Here is a 22,711-nt window from a genome sequence, read left to right as displayed (position 1 = left end):
GATAGGTCGAGGGTATAGACTGTTCCGATACTCAACAAACAGGAACTAGGCCTACATCAGCCCAGTTCCCATTTCAGCGCTAGATAAGCAACAACAACCTTCTAAGCTCCAATGGCCATTGGTTACACTGGTAATTGGTTCTACAAGTTATTGTTGCTATCGCTGGATCTAGGCTAATTCATGCTTAAACACAGTTTGATTGGTTAGAAGGTCTTTCATTTTCTGACCAATACTTGCTATTTGTTCAGCACTGTAACGTGCGGTCTGATAAGTCACGATTAAGCGTAAGGTTCGTTCACCATCGACAACATTCTCCATCATCTCGAAGTGCAAGCCAAATAGCGACTCAGTTTTATTCGGTAGAATTTGCTGGTACGCAATTGAATCACCATCAGGCTGTTCCAAAGCGCCGTATAGTGCATTATCTGCATGAATTTGAGCGTAAACGTCGAACATAAGTCCATCTTTAGGATCTAAACCAAGTTCCCGCTGTACTCTATCGATAGGAACCGTTGCATGTGGCATCGAGTCATTAATGGTTTGAGTGACCTCTTGAACCAATTCAACAAAGGACTGTTCAGGTTTAAACATCACACGGTGCGCAACCATGGTCGTAAAGTACCCTACCGAATCGAAATACTTCGCCTCGTCTCGTCCAGATGCAGATGTACCAATCACAAGATCTTTTAAATTGCCGGCTTCGTGGAGGGCTTGAGCAATTGCCGAGTATACGACACTAAAAATCGACGAGTTTTGCTCTCTTGAGATCGAAGAGACAACGTCATGCGCATGCGTACCTAAATCAATTTCCAACCAGTTAGCTTCAATTGGATTGATATCCGCAGGCAGCTGACCAACATCTGACGTGGCTAAATCCAACCCGCGAGTCGCACCTTGTAATCGTTCAACCCAGTAAGCAAGGTCCACTGCATTGACGCCACGCTCCCTTTGAATAGTGGCATAATCATGAATAGAATTCGCCGGTTTATCCCACGTAGGCTCTAAACCTTGAACACGTGCTAAATAAGCTTTAGAAAGTTCCGGCATCAGATTATTCAATGACCATTCATCAATCACCATATGATGAATAAGGAAAGAAAGAACTTGTTGACCAGTCTGATCATCTTTAAAGAAGCGAACTCGTAGAGGTAACTCTTTACCTAAATCAAAAACGTAAGCCGCTTCGGATTTCAAGCTTGCGTCACCCGCCTCTGAGCTGTTCCAGAACCATACATAGCTTGAAAGATCCTGTTTTTGAATCACACGCTGAACGGCTCCACCGTCCATATCAACGAATAGCGTTCTTAGCCCAGTATGACGAATCAACAGATCTAGAAATGCGAGTTTAAATGCCTCCTCATCAACCTCCGCATCAAAACGCATGGCAAATGGCAAATTGAAGATCGCACATTTCCCGGTGGCAATGTGTGCATCCCAAAGGAACGCTTGCGCAAATGACAGTGGCGCGCCCTCATCCGATATTGAGCGTTGTGAGATACCCTCTTCTTCAAGAATGAAATTTGAGGCAGACTGATTTAACGAAGCACATTCGGCAAGCGCTTCAGCACTTGGGAATTTGAAAAAATCATTAAAGCTGATTTCGATACCATGATTGTTCATCAAGTTACCGATAATTCGCGTGGCCAACAGAGAATGTCCACCGACTTCAAAAAAGTCGTCATCTAATTCAACACTAGAGTCATCAAGGCTCGTTCTAAACTCAGTCAAAATTATATCTTTAATATTATCATTAGAACCACTATGACAATTAAACTCAGATAAATCGACTTCTTGAAAAACTAAGCTGCTTACCAAAGAATCCTTATTCAACAAGTCATAGTTACTCTTGAGAAAATTAATGACATTAAAGTCACTTAATTGATTTTCAATTATAGGATGGCTGACGATAAATACGAACTTTTCTTGCTCTGTTTCTACGATAACTAATCTAAATGGAGATTGATGTTCAGGTTGCCACGGTGTCGTTTTCAGGGTTTCAATTAGACCTGAGAGTTGTTTTTTTGGAATTTGTATAATACTGCTTATCTGCTCGCCTTCTGCATCGAGCCATTTTTCCAGCTCAAATTCTTCAGAAAATCCATAGCGCAAATTGAGCTCATAATCTTCGATAGCGAGCTTTTTAAATGCCTCTTCAATAAGCCAGTTTTTGCCATTACTATCAATAATATAGCAATTAAACAACCATGAGATGCTTTCTGGTTCTTGAAGCTGCTGCATCCATATTGTTTCTTCAGCGTCGGTGATTGGTAATCGCTTTTTAGTTTCTTCTGTGACGTTGTACATATAATTCTGACTCTTTTTTAACCGCTCAATAGGCAGGAAAATATTTTTTCAAGTTTATGTATTTTACTGTATACGAACTCGATACAATAATGATAGGATTAATTATCATTTAGATTTGCATTTTACGTCAAGCTAATAATAAGCCTGAGTTAAAGACACAAATTCTTTCACTCATTCTTTTAGCCTATTGATGGGAAATCTAATTATAGATCTCAGTTTTAATTGCCGATAAAGGCTTTTTGAGAGTGAAGTTGTGACCTTACTATCCAGCAATAAAAAAGGCGTCTTTGTATTCCTAACCCCTAATCAATACGGACGTGGAATATTATTTTATTCGTATCTCATACTATTATTTCCATTCAAAAAAATTGAAAGGCACTCGTCTCTTATTTATTTCGGACTACATGCCGTATGAACGCTAAAATCATCTTTGTTTTCTTTTTATTGTGCATCGTTTCCATTTTTATTGGCGCCAATCCAATTGATTGGCCACTACTGCTGAAAATGGACGAAATTGCTTGGTTGCCTATTACTTCTAGTAGACTTCCGAGGTTGGTTGCGTTGATTCTAACAGGGGCCGGCTTGGCGATATGCGGCGTCATATTACAACACATCGTCAGAAACCGTTTTGTAGAGCCTGGGACTACTGGCGGCCTAGATGCTGCCAAGCTTGGTATTTTGGTGTCCATCGTCATGCTGCCAAATTCAGACAAGCTTGAGCGCATGATTTTCGCTGTTGTATTTTGCTTTGCCGCAGGGCTCATTTACATCGCGATCGTACGAAAAATTAAATTCAGCAATTCAGCATTGGTCCCAGTCATTGGACTGATGTTCGGCAGCGTATTGAGTGCAATCGCTGAATTTTACGCTTATCAAAATAACGTTCTTCAAAGCATGTCTGGCTGGTTAATGGGCGACTTTTCTAAGGTCGTACAGGAACACTACGAGATCATTTACTTGATCTTACCCACGACTCTGTTGACCTACTTCTACGCGAATAAATTTACCGTCATGGGCATGGGAGAAGATGCAGCATCTAACTTGGGCATTAACTTCGCAACAACGGCAGCGTTAGGCCTGATGTTGGTTTCCGTGACCGTTGCTGTGACCGTCGTGACCGTCGGAGCAATTCATTTTGTCGGTTTAGTGATCCCAAACCTTGTCGCATTAAAATATGGCGATCACCTGAAAAACACATTACCAATCGTGGCTTTGGGTGGCGCATCACTGCTTATTTTTTGCGATGTGATAAGCAGGCTCGTGGTCTTTCCTTTTGAGGTTCCGATCGGCCTTACCGCGAGTGCGATTGGTGGCACCCTATTTCTGGTATTGCTCCTTAAAGGAGCACGTGTATGAAAGCTCTTAACACAAACGCAGTTGTCACGATGGTGCTGTTGAGCATTCTATCTATGACTTTTGTTTTCGCTAACTCCGGATTGGATTTTGATTACATCATTCCGAAAAGGCTCATTAAGCTCGGGGCGATCTTTGTGGGTGGCAGCTGTGTTGCCATTTCCGCAGTTATTTTTCAAGCTTTAGTCGGCAACCGAATTTTAACACCCTCAATCATGGGGTATGAGTCTGTTTACCTCGTATGGCAGTCCCTACTATTGTTAATTGCAGGAACAGCAGGAAGCGCAGCGCTTGGTGTCGTCGGTAATTTCGCTATATCAACACTGCTGATCCTTATGTACTCATTTGCGATTCAATTCTGGGTTCTCAAGAAATTTCAACGTGATATGCACCAAGTGCTTTTGATTGGCTTTGTGCTCACGATGGTTCTGACAACCATCGCCCAGTTCGTCCAACTTAGAATCAGTCCTGGTGAGTTTTCGATACTTCAAGGGCTTAGCTATACGTCATTTGAAAGAGCAAAACCTTCTACCCTGCTCTTCGCGTGCACGGTGTTAAGCGCATTCGCATTCTTTGTAAAACGATGGTCTCGTGAATTAGACGTCATTGGACTTGGCCGAGACCAAGCAATGTCATTAGGCCTTAGCGATAAGCACTACATTCCAAAATATTTTGCTGTCATTGCAATACTCGTCGCTATTTCGACCAGTTTAATTGGCCCTACCGCATTTATGGGGATTTTCATCGCCAACATCGCTTATTCAACTTCCAGATCATCGAGTTATGGGCAGGTACTGTGGGCGGCTTGTGCTATTGCCATCATCATGTTTCTGACGGGACAGCTCATGGTCGAGCATCTATTTAACTATAAAACCACCGTCTCTATCTTGGTCAACGTGCTTTGTGGTGGGTATTTTCTCGCCATCACAATCAGAGCTAGAAGCCAGATTTAAAAGACTGTAACTCGCCTTTGAAAAGGCAATCTAACGACAACAAAAGGAAATGTCTCATGTTTAAAAGCACTCTAAGCTTGAGTGTCGCTCTTGCTTGCTGTTCTCTTGGTGTATTGACGGCTTGCGAGCCCACTGCCGCCATTGCTAAGACTCAAGCCGCCCAGCCACTCGATACTCCAATCGTGATCGAACACAACCTTGGTGAGACCGTAATTTCAAACCGTCCGCAACGAGTAGCGGCACTAGACATGAACGAGGTAGACTTTTTAGATCAGTTAAATGTTCCAATTGCGGGAATGGTCAAAGACTTTATCCCTCACTTCCTAGAGAAATACAAAGACTCGCCGGAAATCGTCGACCTAGGAGCAATCGTTCAGCCAAACATGGAAAAGGTCTACGCTTTAAAGCCTGACCTTGTATTAATGACGCCACTTCACACCACTCAATATGAAGATCTATCCCAACTGGCGCCGACTCTGCATTTTGACATCGATTATCGCAATAGCCGCAGTCATCACGTTGATATTATCAAAAAGCACCTTGTTGATTTAGGGGAAATCTTCGGCAAACAAGAGCTAGCACGGCAGAAGGTTGCAGAAATAGATGCCAAAGTTGCAGAGGTTCGAGCTGTCACCACGGAGCGTCCAGAGAAAGCCCTGGTGGTGATGCACAACAACGGAGCCTTCAGTTCATTTGGTGTCGAATCTCGATATGGTTTTGTCTTCGATGTATTGGGCGTAAAACCAGCAAGTGAGAAAGTCGAAACCAGCTTGCATGGTCAGCCGATTTCCAGCGAATTTATTAGCCAAGCCAACCCAGACATTCTTTACATCATCGACAGAACCGCAGTGATGCAAGGAAAGCCAATAATAGATGCAGAACATTTGGCAAACCCACTCCTTCGCCAAACAAAGGCATGGAAAAACGGTCACGTCGTTTTTGTTGATCCAGATGCTTGGTACATCACTTCTGCCAGTGTGACGTCCCTAAAAATTGTCATTGACGACATCATCAAAGGTTACGAAAGCTCGGCCTTATAGCAAATCGTTTTGTAACGAATATCTAAATAATTAACCGCTTTACAACAATAAGTTGGGCCGTAAGTAGCCCAACGTTTAAAGCCGTCTCTGGCGTCAGGACGGATGTGAGCCAGCCAAAGTAAGAACAAGGAAATAATAATGACTTATAACTATCATCAGATAGCAGCGAATTCTTCAAAAAAGGTACTTAACGGAACGCTAAGCCCAAGTCGCGTTGCACTCGTCATCGCGCTTCAACTTGGTGTGTCTGCACTACCAATTAATCTTGCACATGCCGATGAAATCGAATCAGACGAGTCCATGACGGTATTTGGCGAAGCCAATAAAGGCTATGCTGCTGGTAAAATCTCAACCGAAAGCAGCCTAGGTATGCTAGGCGACAAAGACTTTCTCGAGACACCGTTCAATGCGCTCGGGTACACGGACAAACAAATTCAAGACGTACAAGCCCAAGATATTTCGGACGTGATCTCAGCGACGGATCCATCCGTTTTCACAAGCGGCGAAACAGGGTTAAATAAAGAAAGCTTTAAAGTACGAGGATTTAACCTCGATGTCGGCGATGTCATGTTTAATGGTCTTTACGGCATTGCACCTTATTACCGTGTTAGCCCAGAGATGTTTCAGCGTGTTGATGTACTAAAAGGCCCATCTGCACTTCTCAATGGTATGGCTCCAAACGGCTCCGTTGGAGGCTCTGTTAATCTTGTCACCAAGCGCGCAGCTGAAACACCAACCACTGCCTTTACGCTTAACTACTTATCTGACGCCCAATTCGGTGGACACATCGACATCGGCCGTCGTTTTGGAGCGAATGATCAATTTGGCGTGCGTTTCAACGGGGCATTTAAAGATGGTGACACAGCGGTGAACCATCAGAGCAGTAAAACGCAGCTCGCTGCATTGAACCTGGACTGGCGCAACAATATTGCCCTCGTAGAAGCCGATTTTTATTACAGCACTGAGCGAGTTGATGGCGCGAACCGAGGCCTAAGCATCGCTCCCGGCGTGAAAGTTCCACCACCACCTTCATCCGACACTCTTTTAGCGCCAGACTGGGCATACAACGACAGTAAAGATAGAGGCATAATGATTCGTGGCGAATTCGATGTAACTGACTCTGTCACGTTCTATACCGCTCTTGGAGGCAGTCGAACTGATTTCGATTCCAATGTTCCACAAAGAATCAAAATTATTGATAACTCAGGCACGCTTGAAGTCTCTCAAGGCGCAGTAAAGTTAAACAGTAAACGTACATCAGAAGATGTTGGGGTTCGTAGTGAATTTGATACAGGACCAGTTGAACACTACCTGGTACTGAATCGTACTTACTTTAGAGAGGATAAACACGACGCACCAGCCGGAAACAACGCGCCTGAGTCTTGGAAAACGAATATCTACGATCCAGTTTGGGGCCCAGCACCTTCAGGTTATGACAATTACTACCAATTACCGGTTGATTCGACTCTCGAGAGCTATGGAATCGCAGACACACTCTCTTTTGCTGATGGCACCTACCAACTAACACTCGGCGTTCGTCGTCAAAGCATCGACTTTGAATCCGGTATCGTTATGAATGGTATGTCATTGCCAACCACAAAACTAAAAGAAAGCGCAGTTACCCCTTCCGTCGCCTTGTTGTACAAAGTATCGAGCTCTGCCTCACTATACGGTAACTACATCGAAGGCTTAACCAACGGTAGAACAGCACCAAGAGGCTCTAAGAACGTGGGAGAGGCATTTGCGCCGCAGAAAACCAAACAAATCGAAGCCGGGCTAAAACTTGATCTTGACGACTTTGCCCATACCTTCAGCCTGTTCGAGATCAAAAAGCCAAATGGATATCAAGATCCTGTCACTGATATCTATTCATTTGGCGGTGAGCAACGTAACCGTGGTGCTGAATGGGGCTTCTACGGTACCGTACTTGAAGACTACACACTAACAGGTGGCGTTGCATACACCGATGCCGAAATTACCAAAGCAACCGACGTGACGACTGAAGGTAAACAAGCGACTAAGCAACCAAAATTCCAAGCGAAGCTCGCACTGGAGTGGAACTTACCTGCGATGCGCGATCTCACACTTATTGGCCAAGCTAACTACATGTCTGAGCAATATATTGATGCACAGAACACGCAATCATTATCAGCACAGACGATTTTTGACCTTGGTGCTCGATACAATTCCACCATCGCAGAAACCAACGTCGTTTGGCGTCTTAACGTCAATAACGTGACCGATGAAGACTACTGGACAAGCACACATTACGCCACCCTTGCGCTAGGTGCTCCTCGCACAGTGATGTTATCAGCCACTGCGGATTTCTAGTCCTATCCTCTTACGCCCTTAGCCATCTGACTAAGGGCTTTTTTCTTTTCTGCTTGGCTTTTTAAGAGAGTTCACAATGAAACAAAGCGAACCATCACCTTTCCACCAAGAGGCAGCATTACCTTTAACCTCATATCAAAGCTGGTTGCTATCCACTCAAAGGCAGCGCAGCGAACAGAGGTCGATAGCTAATTTTATCTATCAAGAATTTGATTACACAAATACATCTTGGGACACCTTTAAACCTTGCCTAGAGGTTTTAATTAACCATCACCCGATGCTTAAGGCCACTATCAGCGACGATTTCTTCCTCCAAAAATCTAACAAGCATCATTTAGATGCGTTCGCCGTTAATGACTTAACCTCCGTTTCTGAAGAAGAGGCTATTGAGAAGCTGAAGCACGCCCGCACTGAACTGACAACAAGCCGTTCGTCCGCAACGGTTTACTTGGTCGTGAGCCTTTTGCCATCAAATACCATCAGGCTGCACGCTCGTTTCAACTCTGTTGTCGTCGATATGCCAAGTGTGATGCTGTTTTTTGAACAACTTGCTCAAATGTTACAGGGCACAAGTCTGAGCTTTGCTACTGAGGAGCAAGTATTCGTATCGCATCAACAGTTGGTAGATCGTGAGTTGGTCAAGATACCATCGAACAGCAGTAACGACTGGGAAGAACATTTACTCAATCTACCAAGTTCCGCTAATGTCCCAACGCTTTGTGAACCGGAGAAGCTGATTGAAACAGGCGTAACAAGGCGAGCATTAACGTTGCCAACAGACAAATGGCATCGGATAGTCAAATACAGCCAAGCCTATGAGGTTACATCAGAACTGACATTAGCGAGCGTGTTCGCCGCAGTACTCTCCCTGTGGGGGCAACAGAGAGAGATGATGTTAAGATTTGATTGCCATAAAAACACAGCTCACCTTGATGTTATGGGCCAATTTACTCAGCCGCTATTGGTCAGCCTATCGGGAATCAATCAGCGTTTTGTTTCGCTTGTAAAAGAGAACCAAAGCCACTTCGAACAAGCACAATCGTTTCCAACCATGGCGATTTTCCCACTTGTCCAACAATTAGCAAAGCTTTCAGAATCCCATCGCTATCCAGCCAACATCGCTTTTTCTAGTCAGCTATCAACCGTCAATCAAAAACCAGTATGGGGCTGTTACCAATCAGCAAATACATGGCTCTCCCTGCATGCCACTATTTCACAAAATGGGCTCGAATTGCATTGGGACAGTCAGGATGCCCTTTTCCCATCAGACATGATACAAGATATGCTGTGCACCTTCTCCGAACTGCTCGAGCATCTCAGCCAAGCGGAGAGTCACTGGAATCAACCTTTACCCGTATCGCTGCCTAAAAATCAAATCTCGGTGCGTCGTGCTATCAACAACCAAGATAACCAACCTCTGCCAGAAGGTTTACTCCATCATGGTTTCTGGGAAAACGCCGAGCGCTTCCCTAATGCTACGGCAGTTATCCACGACCAAATTTCACTCAATTACCAAACGCTGGCAGACTACGCAGAACGTTGCGCTAAGACATTGACACTAGCAGGCGTTGAACCGGGAGATCGTGTCGCGATAAGCATGGATAAAGGTATTGGCCAGATTGTCGCGGTCTTGGGCATTTTGTATGCAGGCGCTATTTATGTGCCGGTTTCTCTCGATCAACCCAAGGAAAGGCGTGAAGGCATTTATCTAGGCGCAGGCATCAACGTAGTCATTACCGACGATGCGACTGAGACAGGTGACACATCAACCGACGGTTTCACTTACCTCACATGGCAAGACGCCATAGAAAGCAGCCCACTGGACAAGTCTCCAGAAGTAGACCCAGAGCAGCCAGCTTATATCATTTACACTTCGGGCTCGACAGGCACACCAAAAGGGGTGGTGATTTCTCACCAAGGTGCTCTCAACACCTGTATCGCCCTGAATCAACGTTACCAAGTCAACCATCATGATCGTGTGCTTGCTCTCTCAGCGCTTCACTTCGATCTCTCTGTCTATGACATCTTCGGCTTATTGTCCGCTGGTGGTGCGGTTGTGTTAGTAAATGAATCGGACAGAAGAGACCCAAGTGCTTGGTGTAAAGCAGTTGAAGATCACAACGTCACGATGTGGAATAGCGTTCCAGCCCTTTTCGATATGCTTTTAACCTACTCTACGTGTTTTAATTCCAAGGTCCCTTCTCGTCTTAGGTTAACCATGCTGTCAGGCGACTGGATAGGGCTCGATCTTCCTGCTCGTTATCGCCAGTATCGATCTGATGGGAAATTCATCGCAATGGGTGGGGCGACCGAGGCGTCGATTTGGTCTAACGTATTCGATGTTGAGCAAGTCCCGAATGACTGGCGTTCTATCCCCTACGGATACCCTTTGCCAAGACAGCAATATCGAGTGGTTGACGAGCTGGGGAGAGACTGTCCTGATTGGGTACCCGGAGAGCTCTGGATTGGCGGTGATGGCGTAGCACTCGGGTATTTTAATGATGAGCCGAGAACCCAAGCACAATTTTTAACACTGGATGGCCAACCTTGGTATCGAACAGGAGATATGGGGTGTTACTGGCCGAATGGCACGCTCGAATTTTTAGGACGCCAAGACAAACAAGTCAAAGTCGGGGGCTACCGCATTGAGCTAGGTGAAATCGAAGCCGCACTTAATACGATTCCTCAAGTGCAGCGAGCGGTTGCATTGGCAGCAGGCAAAAAAGATAAGACACTCGTCGCTTTTGTTGTCACGGATTCAGCACAAACGGCAACCAAACCTCTGAATACTGAGGACATACAACGCCAGTTGAAGGATCAATTGCCAAAATACATGTTGCCTCAACGTATCCTATTGCTTGATGCATTGCCTCTTACCGCCAATGGTAAAGTTGATCATAAAGCACTCGCTCAGATGACAAGTCGTAAAAGAAGCCAATGTTCGAACTCAGAAAAGCCATTGGTTTCTGCCAGCGAACTTAAAATAGCAGAGCTTTGGGGTGATGTACTCGGGCAACAAACATTCCATAAGCTCAGTGACTTTTTCCAATCTGGAGGTGATGCTTATCGCGCAGTGGAATTGGTTCAACGCTGTCACAAAGCGGGATACCCGATCAAGTTGTCGGTATTGTATAGTTACCCCACGCTCGAAGCGTTCGCTCTCATAATGGATAGGTGTAAAATCACAACACCTCAAGGAGCGTGATCATGAGTCCTCTAGTGACTATCGCAACTTCTGAGGCACATTGCGATACACATTATGTAGTGTGCCCTTTCGCAGGAGGTGGCAGCCGAACCTTCACGAGCTGGCGTAAGCTCAACCTCTCGAATGAATCCATTTCAGTGGTGGTGTATGCAGGTAGAGAAGCGCGAATTGACGAGCCCGGCATTGAGACCATCGAATCACTGGCCGGAGAGCTGGTTCAAGCCCTAGTAGCGAGTAGCCTACCAATCGAAAAGACCGTCATCATTGGCCACAGTATGGGTGCGCAAGTGGCGTATGAAGCGTCGAAGCAACTTATTAAATTAGGCCAATCGCCGCAGGGTTTGGTGATATCTGGATGCCAAGCGCCTCATATTCGGGGGCGGAGATTGATAGGCGACTGTGACGATCAAGCCTTCCTTGAGAATCTGGTTGAGATGGGAGGATGTGATCGCAGTCTGCTCGATAACCCACAATGGTGGTCGATCTTTCTTCCTGCTTTACGAGCGGATTTCGCTGCAACGGAGAGGTATCTGTTCTCATCAGCACCGGATGATCAGGCTAAACTATCCGTCCCAACACTTTTAATATCAGGAGATCGTGATTCTGAAGCGTACTTTGCTGAAGTAGATGATTGGAAACTCTGGTGTAATGAAGTGCGCGATCATCTTGTTGTCGAAGGGTCTCATTTCTATATCACTGAGAATGCTCAAAAGATGATCGACTGTCTAAGGGCTTTCTCGAACGAACTGAAATGTCCTCAAATCTGAAAAAGTTACGCTTAAATGCGGCGTGACTCATCAACGCCAAAATAACGACAAGTAAGGGCATGCAATCTGAATGGTTGCATGCCCTATTATTTCAATTAACCAATCAATGTGCCTCTGGAGTGCCGTAAGTTTGGAAAGCCGACTTCTTAGGTAAACGATACACTTCTTCGCCTAACACCGTATTGATGATTGAAGCGTTTCGATGAGCACCAATCCCCAGGTCGGGGCCGCCGACGCCATGTTGGAAGACTTCTGGATTTTGGACAAAGACGTGTCCAATCCCCTGATCACAACGTTGAGCAGAAAAGTCCGATTCAACAATCAAATCGCCATGTTCATCCACGGCTAACACCGATCCTTTCAGTGCCTCCAACCATGCTGGCCATTGATGCGTGTAACCTGTTGCACAAATGACAGCATTAGTATGAAGTGTGAATGCTTTTTCCTGCTGTGATTGATAACACGACACCGTGAAGACATCAGAGCCTTCTATCATCTCGATATCATTCACCTGACAGTTGGAATACAGATTCAGTCCCGGCTCGCGTCCTCCTATCGAACGCTCATAAAGTAAGTCAAAGACATCCGCGATGGTATACCCACTTATCCCTTTATATAGTTGCCCTTGTCCTTCTACGATGTTTCGACGTTTCTCACGTGAAAGCGTGTGAAAATAGTCCATGTATGCTGGAGTAAAGCACTCTTGGCCCAACTTAGATGCTTCCATCGGATGGAAGCCAGCAGAGCGAGTTACCCAATTAACCCTCGCGCCGCCTTTGATCTGCTCATCAGTCAAATCTCGATATAAGTTGAGAACACACTCCGCTGCACTTTGGCCCGAACCTACCACGGTGACGCTGTTACATTTAGCCAACTCATCGCGCATGTGTGCAAATTTAGCAGAGTGCTGAATCAACGGGTGAGCAGCATGGCTTGCCCACTCCGGTAGCCAAGGCGCAGTACCAACACCGATCGCTAGATTTCGACTGTAACGTTCTTTAATTCCACCGTCAGTCGATTCGCTTTGAACCTTAAAGCACTCATTGTCTTGAGAGTATTCAACACCAACAACATTTTCACTGTAGGTACAGTTTTCTAGTTGTTCAGCCGACCATTGACAGTAATGGTTATATTCGCTGCGCGGAACAAGGAACGTTTCGTAATAGTAAAATTGGTACAAGCGATCATGTTGTTTGAGATAGTTTAAATAGCTCAACGGATGAGTAGGATCGGCCATAGTGACCAGGTCCGCCAAAAAAGGAACCTGTAAAGTTGCACCCGGTAATAACATACCACTGTGCCAATTAAATCCATCCCGGCGCTCAATAAACTCGGTGTCGAGTTTAGGTTGATGAGCAGTTAAAGCAGCAAGCCCTAGGTTAAATGGCCCTATTCCGATACCGACAATATCTTTTATTGTTATATTCACTTTTTCTCCTTGATATGAGATGAAAACGTTATGAATTGTGGGAGGCGCAAACCTCTGGAATGGCAAGGTCAACACCACCATCCCAGAAGAAAATATGCCACTAAATCAATGATGTGTTAGGTCACGACCTCGAAACCCTCAGTTAAAGCGAGCGCTTTTACCTCCGCAGCATCTTTACAGCGAATGAGCTGCATCGGTGGCAACTCCACCCGTAGCACTTTATTTAATTCAGTACTGATTTGTTTTAGATGGTTAGGCCTCAAACCCAACTGGGAAAAAGGCAGGCTCTCTTTGGTTTCATCAGTCACTGGTTTACCAAGCACCTGGCAATAGACATCAAAGATAATCTGTTCGGTTGAGTCTTCAGCAGCCAAATCTCTGAGCGGTCTATCGAAGAGCTCTATCACTCTGGACTCCAAAGGCTTTAGAGTTTGCTCAGGGGCAGTTTCAAACAGAGAAGTCTCAGCCATATGGCAGAAAGTCATATCGATATGATCCAATATCATTTTCACCTGTTCGTCCGCCACGGCTTCGCTGGCATAGTCAACACTGAACATGATCGAGCCACCAGCCATGGCAACAAAACGCACATCCATTGCAACTTGAGGAGTTTGTGTCAGCCCACGCTGAAGTTGCATCGGAGCATTCTTACTGAGCGTTGGCCACGATAAACCATTTGTTATCACAATCGGCAGAGTCGGCCCTGGTCCACATCGTTCAAATAAAGTACGAGCCAGATCAACCCCAGAAAAAGCGAGATGTTCGAGCCCTTCTAACGTGTCTGCTTGCAAGCTTTTGGCTCGCTGAAGATAATCGTTTTGTGTCGCTTGCCATTGAACAGCAATAAAACTTGATTCACTTGAGTATGTCGCGCTCACCATTGGCAGCACCGGAATCGCAACGCACAACTTTCCATCACTCACATGCGAAGATATCGCCTCAAGAGCTGCTGACATCATCATGGTATTCTTGTAAAGCCCCTGCTTGCCTCCCACCCGGACGAGCTTTTTCACCGTCTCTTTATCAATCTCAAGACTCTGTCTTTGGTAACGAGAACAAGGGATCGATTCGAGTGATTTATGCCAAGGGAATTGCATCGGTTTATCGACGGACTTTAGTTTTTCCAGCCAATAGTTTTCGTCTCTATGGCGAGTAATTTTCGAGTCTTCTGTCGATGACTCGGGTTCAATATGCGGTAAGTAAGGCGCTTCACCTTCAAACAACTCAACCAACAGCGCAGCAATAGAGCGAGCATCGAGGATTAACGCATCAAAGCGCGCGAACACATGAGTGATACCATCCGGAAGCGCAAACATTGTGATATCCCATAGCGGTCGCTCTAAATCAAACATGGCGTGGCTGTAATCATGTCTGAAGCGCGCTAACTCACTTTCTACCCTGTCTTTTTCTGTGCAAGATAAATCATGCAAAGTCAGGTTCACTTGTGGGCATAGGCTAACTTTCAGCTCGAGTGATTTACTATCAATATATTTTCTCAAGCTTGGGTATCTGATAACCATTTCAGATAGCCGGCGACGGATAACAACTGGAGAAAGCGTACCTCGATATTCAAGGAGCTCCTGCATCGCAACTCCGCCTAATGGCATCTGCGTCGTTCGACCTAATAAATATGCCCGCTGCATCGAGCTCAGCTCCGCAGTTAAGTCAGAGTGGCATACGAGCTTTGAGTGCAAACTGCCCATCGAGGCGGTCAATAATTTAGGGTTAGAAATGACGCTTTTGGTGAGAGCCACAAAGTGATCAAACATCGCAGGTGTCCATTCCTTTGGTAGGGCTTCTTGTCGGACATCCCAATTAATCATGACACCACCATCAATGCTCACCACTTGTGAATCCAGTGCAACCTGAGAGCCTTGAGAGATAGTCCAATTCATCTTGCCAAAATGTTTATGGACGCGGCGGGAGAAAAGATCACCACTCGGTAAATCAAGAGCAGAAGTAAAAACAACCGGCGCTAACTGGGCACTACCATGATGCAACGAAAGATCTCGCATCACATTCACACCGTCATAGAAGCTATGACCAAGTAACGGCCCCATTTTTTCGGCGACAGAGTGGCAAAAATCGATCAGCGTGTCGGCCTGCGTCATATCCACACTGAGCACAACAAAATTGACGAAATCGCCGACAACCCTTTCTGTACCCTGCGTTATTGGTGGCCGCCAAAATACTGGAACGTTAATCCTAAAAGCTTCATCGCCTGTCGCCGTGCCTAAGGTTGTTGCGAACAAACCTAGCATCAGATTAGCGGGCGTGATTTTGTATTGCTTTGCGAGAGAGAACAGAGTGGATCGCTGCTCAGAATCAAGCCAAGCGGAGTAGTGCTCACTTGTAATTTGACTTGGGTTGCCTTCAGGGAACGGCAAGGAAGGTGCTGGCGCAATACTTTCTAAATGCGCTTTCCACCACGCTCGGTCGACTTTTCGCTGTAGCTTGAGTTCTGGCTCTTCTTTTGCGAGATCATGCCACACAAAAAAGGACGGCTTATCGTCCGTATCAAATACACCGCCTTCATAAAACGTCGCTAAGTCCTCGATTAAAATACGACAACTGTCTGGATCGATAGCAATCATATCGGTATCAATATGAAAGCGAAACCCATCATCAGGTAATAAACTCACAGAGAACTTTGCGGCTTGTCCTTGTGTTAAATCAAGCTTTTGATGTGCCCATTGGCTTCTTTTTTCATTCAAGGCATCAGTTAATTTATCAGCCGATAATTGACTGAAATCATCTACCTCTAAAATGTTTCCATTGGGCTCATCGATAATAGAACAGGCACCTGAGCTATCAACCTTCAATCGCAACATTTCATGCCGTTTATATAAATTCATTAAAGCAGCGTGAAGTTTTTCAAGGTTAATATTCTTGCCATCGAATTCGGTATAAAGGTGGGACGCAACGCCACCAAGTTTAGCGTTCGCATTTCTTCCAAACCAACATGCAGCCTGCATTGGTGTTAAATCACTCATCTGCTTTCACTTTGTTGACAATCAATCGGTAAGGCGCCATTATTTTGCAAACAATAATCATTTACAACAAAAATGTTAATATTATTATATAGATAAGCCTTATACCTCGCTGAGGAAGGAATCCAGTGCGTTAAATGTTCCTGCTGCGTGATCTATGCCACCAGTGGAATAAAAATAGATTGACATATAAATAATATGAAAGATTGATAAGGAGGTTTACTCTGATTACACCAATATTTCGTAAATAGTTTGGTGCTCTTAATCTCTAACTCTTAATGCAATAACCATGCTGTATAAAAATAACCGTACTCACCTCTATAAATAGATAGCGACTTGTTATTTTATACTGTTACTTTTGACATTAATAATAAGAGCACGACAGTCGATAAAATAAAGTCACTATAAAGCAACCTTTACGCTAATAGTAATTTAATCATTAGCAGGCTAACTGTTCATTTTTTAATAAAAATAACCAACTCTATAAATACAATAATTTCTTCTTTAGAAACCATATAAATAATAATGATTAAGGTTTATTCGTACATCAGCCACTTGTACTTTAAATCATGAAAATAAGACTCAACAGGCGACACAATGAAACTATCCGATGAGGATCTAAGCAGACTTAACGAGTTCTGGCTTTACTGCAGCGAAAACCAATATTTTAACGTCGGGTATCCTGAATCTGCTGATTTTGATTATTCCGAATTAGAAAAATTTATGAAGTTTTCCATCAATAACTGTGGAGATTGGAGAGAAGAAAGCAATTACAAGCTCAACTCCTTCGACTTTGAGAAAGACGTCATGCGTTACTTCTCCCAGTTGTTCAACATCCCCCATCAGGAAAGTTGGGGCTATATTTCTAACGGTGGTACCGAGGGCAACCTGTTTTCCTGTTATTTAGCCCGTGAGCTCTTTCCAACGGCCTATCTCTATTACTCTGAAGAAACCCACTACTCGGTCGATAAAATCGCTAGATTACTCAACATCCCATCGCGCAAGATCCCTGCTCTATCAAATGGTGAAATAGATTATCAACAGCTCATAACTCAAATTGAGCGAGACCAACAAGGCAATCCCATTATCTTTGCCAACATTGGCTCAACTATGCGAGGTGCCATCGATGACATTGGAAGAATACAGAATGATCTCGCTGCTCTAGGGCTCGACAGGAAGGATTATTACATTCATGCCGATGCCGCATTAAGTGGAATGATCCTACCATTTGTGGATCAGCCACCACCCTACTCGTTTCAAGATGGCATCGACTCCATCACGGTATCCGGACACAAAATGATCGGGTCACCGATTCCATGTGGGATCGTGTTAGCCAAACAGCATATGGTTGACCAAATTTCCGTGGAAGTGGACTACATCTCGTCACGTGATCAAACCATCAGTGGTTCCAGAAATGGCCATAGCGCACTATTCATGTGGACTGCAATCAAGAGCCATTCATTGTCAGATTGGCAATCTAAAGTGAAGCTTTGTTTGGATATGGCGGACTATACCGTTCAACGCCTGCAAAAAGCGGGCATTGAAGCATGGAGAAATAAGAATTCGAATACCGTCGTTTTCCCGTGTCCGTCTGAGCCGATTTGGCGCAAGCATTCTTTGGCCACCTCTGGGGATGTTGCACATATTATTACCATGCCGCACCTCAACAGCACAGCGCAATTAGACGCATTAATCGATGATGTCATTTTCGACTTATCGCCCGAATACGGGCTTGGGCATGTCATCGGACAAAACTAAATCATCACGTTTAACAATGTCAGTTAAGAACATCAGTTCAATAGGCTTAATATGAAAACGACTATTCACGTAACCTTGATTTCTTCATTGATACCTCATGGCTTAAATGAGGTAAGAAAATGATAAATAAGATCATTCAGCACTACATCACACCAACCTTACTACCCGCTTTGCGGCCTTCAGTGACTAAGCTTTCTATTGGCGTTCTCTGTGAGGTATCTGCCGCGGTGGCAAAGCTAGGTGCTTTATTGTGCTTAATCCAACTCATCGATGATCTTTCAACTCAGTGGGTTTACACCGCGATAGGGCTTTGGGTAATCAGTGCCATTATCTCCTCTTTAGGATCTTGGTTAGTGCACGATGCCGAATCCCTGTTTTCCAATCGTCTACGCCGTCAGGTAGCGCAACACTTGGTTCGCTTACCGAGTAAAACTATATCAAGATACGGCGATAATCAGTTGCGTCGCTTGGTATCAGAGGACATCAATACACTGCATCATATGGTGGCCCATTTGCCAGCAGAGTTAGTGACATTCATTGTCGTACCAGCCTCGTCCATAGCCATTATGTTGAGTCTCTGCGGGCCAATAGCGTTGTTTACTCTCGTACCCGGTTTGATTGCGTCACTGTATTACTTAGTGTTTTTGCCCCGATTTGCCGCCAAACATGGCGCTGAGCGAATGACCATAATGGGGGATATTGTAACCGCAGTGAATGACTATACGAGGGGGATCAGAGTTAACCGTATCTACGGTACTCAAACGGGCGCACTCACCAATTATTATGACGCTACCAGACGCTTTACTCAGGGCATTGTAAAGTGGGTAGGAAGTGTTGCCCTTCCCGCCGCCATTGCAATCGCTTTGTTGCAAGCTGTCGCCACTTTCGCGATTGCGTACACCATTGCCTACCAGTTAAGCCCTGCGGCTATGGCATCCGTGTTCTTTTTTGGATTGGCTGTCGTCACGCCAGTACTAAAGCTTGGACACGGACTGGACTACGTTACAGCAGGCAAACATGCCGCTAAAAAAATCAGTGACTTCCTGCAACAAGCCCCTATTGCCAGCGGCAATCTCAATTGCAAATCTCAGCCTCAAAAATTACAAGCTTCAAACCTAGTAGTCGTCAACGACAAAAAAACGGTCATCGATAATCTTACCCACGATTTTGTACCAGGCTCCTTTACCGCAATTATGGGACCAAGTGGAGCAGGAAAAAGTACCTTACTGCGTATTTTGGCAGGGCAAGAAACACCCGCGCATGGCAGTGTATCGTTAGGGCGTGAGGAACTATTCGAGCTTTCCGAAGTTGCGCGCTATTTGGCAATACGTTATGTCCCTCAGGACACCGGAGTGCTTAAAACTACCATTAGGGAAAACTTGCTGTTGAGCGCACCAGACGCCAATGATGATGAGTTACGTCTCGCACTCTCACTCGCTCGGCTAGAACTTGATCTTGATACTGACGCCAGCTTGCTATCTGGCGGCCAGCAGCAACGTATCGCATTAGCGGGCGTTTTTCTGAGTAATGCCAATGTAGTTCTGCTCGACGAGCCCACCAGCGCTCTCGATGACGATACCGCTATCGACATCATCAAAAGCCTAAGCGCGCTCACTAAACAACACAATAAGACGCTGGTCATGGTGACACATGATTCAAAGCTCGCACAATTGGCTGATTTCACCCTCACATTAAGTGGCCAACGACAGGATGACGAAGTATGACACCTAAAAATGCCGTTTCTTCCAGCTCAACCATTCCATTAAACGCTAAATCTCGCTTGTATCGAGTCGCACTGGGTTGGACTTTTGTGGCTCTATTCGAGGCCGTCGCTTATACCTTTCTTGCGATATCCATAGTAGAACGAGCAGAACCACTTAACGTGATCATAGCCGCTGCCCTTGCCGTGCTTGTCACCGTGCTGGTCACACGTTCTGGATTTCTTTCTGGAGCTAGATTAGCTGGCGACCTTTACACTGCTGTGGGACGCTCTCTCAGCAAGGCTAAACTTGCATGGTTTAACGAGCAACATCGCACGCAGCTCAACCAACTGGCTGAGCGAGGTATCCCTGGGTTTATGGCAATCCCTGCCCATCAGTTACAGACATTCTTACATGCTCCACTACTGCCGGTTTTCTTGGTTTTTGGCATTGGTATCGTAGGAGGCATCCAAATTGCACTGTTGAGTGGTGCTCTGCTAGCCGTTGCTTTATCAGCTCAATTTATGGCACAACGCCACCTTAGTCGCTCAGATAAAGACAGAAACAGTGCAGATGTGCAAGCGACAAAGTCAACACTGGAACTTATCGACCATTTTGATTTACTCCGCTCGACAGCAGGACCAAAACGCGCAATAGAACGTATTGATCAAAGCTGGCGTGCGCAAGAAAGGGGGTACGCTGGGATAAATCAAAGCGCATCAGTTGCAACTTTCATCTCCACATTGGCCACCATTTTGCCACTCGCTGGCCTTGCCACTTATCTGGTTTGGATGCAAATAGATCAACCCTTGCTCATCTTAGCGCTATTAATTTTGATTACCCGAGCGGCTGCACCGCTTGGTGAGCTAGCGCTGGCAGGCTTTGCTATTAATGATGTCAAAGCCTCAATGAATAACTACGGCCAACTAACCAATGTCCCTACCCTTCCGGAAGCGACTAGTGACAATGCGGCCGTTCCAAGCAACCATAAGTTCGAGCTCGATCATGTTAGCCATCAAGGCTTATTTGAAAATGTCAGTTTGGAAATCAATCAAGGCGAAACGGTGGTCATTAATGGCATCAGTGGCAGTGGCAAAAGCACATTACTCGGTCTTTTTCTGAGGTTTGATGACCCGAATAAAGGTTCTATATCCCTTGGTGGTGTCGACCTTAAGGACATCCCATACGAATCTTTCATCCAGCATATTGCTTACGTCGCGCAAGATCCGATTATTTATACCGGAACGCTGGCAGACAATATTCGCTTAGGTAATCCAAAAGCAAATGACGAAGAGGTTGAGCAGTTTGCTAGATACGCAGAACTCAATGAGCTTATTGACTCTTCAGAAGAAGGTATTCATCAATCAGTCGGTCAAAAAGGCTCTGGGCTATCTGGTGGTGAAAGACAGCGAGTGGCGATTGCACGAGCTCTGATCAAAAAAGCCCCTATCCTCGTGCTCGACGAAGCGACGTCGGCATTGGATGAAGCCACTGAGACTAGAATTGCTGAACATATCCATCATTTGAACTCAACAGCGATTATTGTGACACACCGAGACCTAAAAATTTGGCGTCCAACAGTCGAGCTCACTATAGATAACCAAAAGGTAAATGTGCAGAAACATACGACTGAAACTGATCGTAAAAAAATGAAGTTAGATCATGAATCTGATGCGCTAGCGATGAGCGTTTGACTTCAGTAATCCAACAAAATCAAAGCGCCCCTGTTTTATACAGGGGCGCTTTTTATACAGGACTATAGAAATAAGCGACTTTTAAGCGGTAACTTGCGTCGCTTCCCACCAGTCTTTGATGGTATGCAGAGCCACCATTTCAGCAAGTTCGACATTAAAACCTAGTGCCTTCCAGCGGCTGTGCAGTGTCATTACTCGAATTGAATCCAGACCAAGGAAGATAAGATTTTCATCAACGTCTACCTCATCCAAATCAACGTCAAGTATATCCGCGACATCCTTCCTCATAGACTCTAAGCTCAAAGCGCTTGATGAATCTGATGGCTTCATCGTTTTGATAAATTCATTCACGGATTTCACGCACCCGCTTCTTCCAGCGACATATTTGAGAGTATGAAGATGATCTTCTTCGGAGAAATCCGCAATCGCATCACCAATTACGAAAGGTTTGATATCTAGCATAAACGCATCCAACGCTGTCGATAGAATGCCAATATGGCCGTACACACCAACAATGATGAGCTGATCTCTTTGCTCTTCTTGCATCCACTGAAGTAATGGCGTTTTCTTAAATGCACTATAACGCCACTTGGTATATTGAATATCGCCAGCTTGAGGTGATACTTCCGGAGCAATATCCGTATCTTGAGTTAGACCTGCACCCCAGAAGTCGGTCAGAAGTGCCCTCTCATTCGGTTCCTGATTTGCAGGCTGAGCAGTGTAGATAACAGGGATATTAGCCGCTCTTGCATTGTCTAGAACCTTGCTAACATTCTCCAAAAGCTCTGCTACTGGTGACTTCGTTTTATCAAAGAAGTTGAGGAAATAAGTCTGCAAATCATGAACTAAAACAACAGCCTTCTTAGGATCTATTTTCCAATCTACTGTGTTTTCTGGAAATGTCTCTGACTGAGGGATTTTATATGAGGCGATCTTAGGAATAGCCATTTAGTTATCCTTATCTGGAACGATTACTACAAAATATGGGGCAAGCGAGCCCAAAACAATAATATTGATAATCAATATCATTCTCAGCAATTCTAAGCCAACAATGAATATAAAATCAATTGCTTATATGGAATTCACTCCCCAAAACGCAGATCAATAATTGAATTGGTTCTTCGCTCACAACTTCACTCAGATCGGCAGATACAAAAAAACCCTGCCAAACTGGCAGGGTTTTTATT

Annotated in this window: 13 protein-coding genes; 9 read left to right on the top strand and 4 right to left on the bottom strand. The window is 45.0% G+C overall.

All coding sequences use genetic code 11. The features are described from left to right. Nucleotides 1–168 precede the first annotated feature (168 nt). On the bottom strand, nucleotides 169–2,304 hold the full coding sequence (locus KIO97_RS10210; protein WP_285382327.1) for a condensation domain-containing protein: 2,136 nt from the start codon (nucleotides 2,302–2,304) through the stop codon (nucleotides 169–171). Nucleotides 2,305–2,715: 411 nt separating this feature from the next. On the opposite strand from KIO97_RS10210, the gene KIO97_RS10205 reads away from it, so the two are divergent. The 6 genes from KIO97_RS10205 (at nucleotide 2,716) to KIO97_RS10180 (ending at nucleotide 11,953) form a co-directional block, all read left to right on the top strand. Further along, nucleotides 2,716–3,660 carry an ABC transporter permease gene (locus tag KIO97_RS10205; protein WP_285382326.1) on the top strand — a complete coding sequence of 315 codons (945 nt, stop codon included), beginning with the start codon at nucleotides 2,716–2,718 and terminating at the stop codon, nucleotides 3,658–3,660. Continuing rightward, entirely contained in the window at nucleotides 3,657–4,610 is a 954-nt protein-coding gene (locus KIO97_RS10200; protein ID WP_285382324.1) for an iron chelate uptake ABC transporter family permease subunit, read from the top strand. The genes KIO97_RS10205 and KIO97_RS10200 overlap by 4 nt, the downstream gene beginning before the upstream one ends. A 56-nt stretch (nucleotides 4,611–4,666) precedes the next feature. After that, nucleotides 4,667–5,650, top strand: a complete 984-nt coding sequence (locus KIO97_RS10195) for a siderophore ABC transporter substrate-binding protein (protein WP_285382323.1) — start codon at nucleotides 4,667–4,669, stop codon at nucleotides 5,648–5,650. Between the two features lie 138 nt (nucleotides 5,651–5,788). Next, on the top strand, nucleotides 5,789–7,981 hold the full coding sequence (locus tag KIO97_RS10190) for a TonB-dependent siderophore receptor (protein WP_050905363.1): 2,193 nt from the start codon (nucleotides 5,789–5,791) through the stop codon (nucleotides 7,979–7,981). 76 nt (nucleotides 7,982–8,057) lie between these two features. Continuing rightward, nucleotides 8,058–11,186: a non-ribosomal peptide synthetase gene (locus KIO97_RS10185; protein WP_050905364.1), complete on the top strand. Its 3,129-nt coding sequence runs from the start codon at nucleotides 8,058–8,060 to the stop codon at nucleotides 11,184–11,186. A 2-nt stretch (nucleotides 11,187–11,188) separates the two neighbouring features. Beyond that, nucleotides 11,189–11,953, top strand: a complete 765-nt coding sequence (locus tag KIO97_RS10180; protein WP_285382322.1) for a thioesterase II family protein — start codon at nucleotides 11,189–11,191, stop codon at nucleotides 11,951–11,953. A 103-nt stretch (nucleotides 11,954–12,056) separates the two neighbouring features. On the opposite strand, the gene angU is transcribed toward KIO97_RS10180, so the two are convergent. Both angU and KIO97_RS10170 read right to left on the bottom strand, forming a co-directional pair. Next, the gene (gene angU, locus KIO97_RS10175) at nucleotides 12,057–13,382 is read right to left on the bottom strand and encodes an anguibactin biosynthesis histamine N-monooxygenase AngU (protein WP_285382321.1); all 1,326 of its coding nucleotides are present in this window, start codon (nucleotides 13,380–13,382) and stop codon (nucleotides 12,057–12,059) included. A 116-nt stretch (nucleotides 13,383–13,498) separates the two neighbouring features. Beyond that, nucleotides 13,499–16,375, bottom strand: coding sequence for a condensation domain-containing protein (locus KIO97_RS10170; RefSeq protein ID WP_285382320.1), 2,877 nt, complete (start codon nucleotides 16,373–16,375; stop codon nucleotides 13,499–13,501). 594 nt (nucleotides 16,376–16,969) lie between these two features. Between KIO97_RS10170 and KIO97_RS10165 the strand changes: the two genes are divergently transcribed. From KIO97_RS10165 to KIO97_RS10155, 3 genes are all read left to right on the top strand, one after another. Beyond that, nucleotides 16,970–18,130: a histidine decarboxylase gene (locus KIO97_RS10165; RefSeq protein ID WP_122019364.1), complete on the top strand. Its 1,161-nt coding sequence runs from the start codon at nucleotides 16,970–16,972 to the stop codon at nucleotides 18,128–18,130. A gap of 119 nt (nucleotides 18,131–18,249) precedes the next feature. Continuing rightward, nucleotides 18,250–19,854: an ABC transporter ATP-binding protein gene (locus KIO97_RS10160; protein ID WP_306417149.1), complete on the top strand. Its 1,605-nt coding sequence runs from the start codon at nucleotides 18,250–18,252 to the stop codon at nucleotides 19,852–19,854. After that, nucleotides 19,851–21,524 carry an ABC transporter ATP-binding protein gene (locus tag KIO97_RS10155; RefSeq protein ID WP_285382316.1) on the top strand — a complete coding sequence of 558 codons (1,674 nt, stop codon included), beginning with the start codon at nucleotides 19,851–19,853 and terminating at the stop codon, nucleotides 21,522–21,524. The genes KIO97_RS10160 and KIO97_RS10155 overlap by 4 nt, the downstream gene beginning before the upstream one ends. An 81-nt stretch (nucleotides 21,525–21,605) precedes the next feature. Here the strand turns inward: KIO97_RS10155 and KIO97_RS10150 are convergent, their stop codons facing one another. After that, a complete protein-coding gene (locus KIO97_RS10150; protein WP_285382314.1) occupies nucleotides 21,606–22,472 on the bottom strand; it encodes an isochorismatase family protein in 867 nt (288 codons plus the stop codon). Between the last annotated feature and the right edge of the window lie 239 nt (nucleotides 22,473–22,711).

It is taken from the genome of Vibrio sp. B181a, from assembly GCF_030248375.1.
Classification (GTDB): domain Bacteria; phylum Pseudomonadota; class Gammaproteobacteria; order Enterobacterales; family Vibrionaceae; genus Vibrio; species Vibrio campbellii.
The sequence above is the reverse complement of the archived record's forward strand: the minus strand, read 5'-3'. Positions and strand labels throughout refer to the sequence as shown.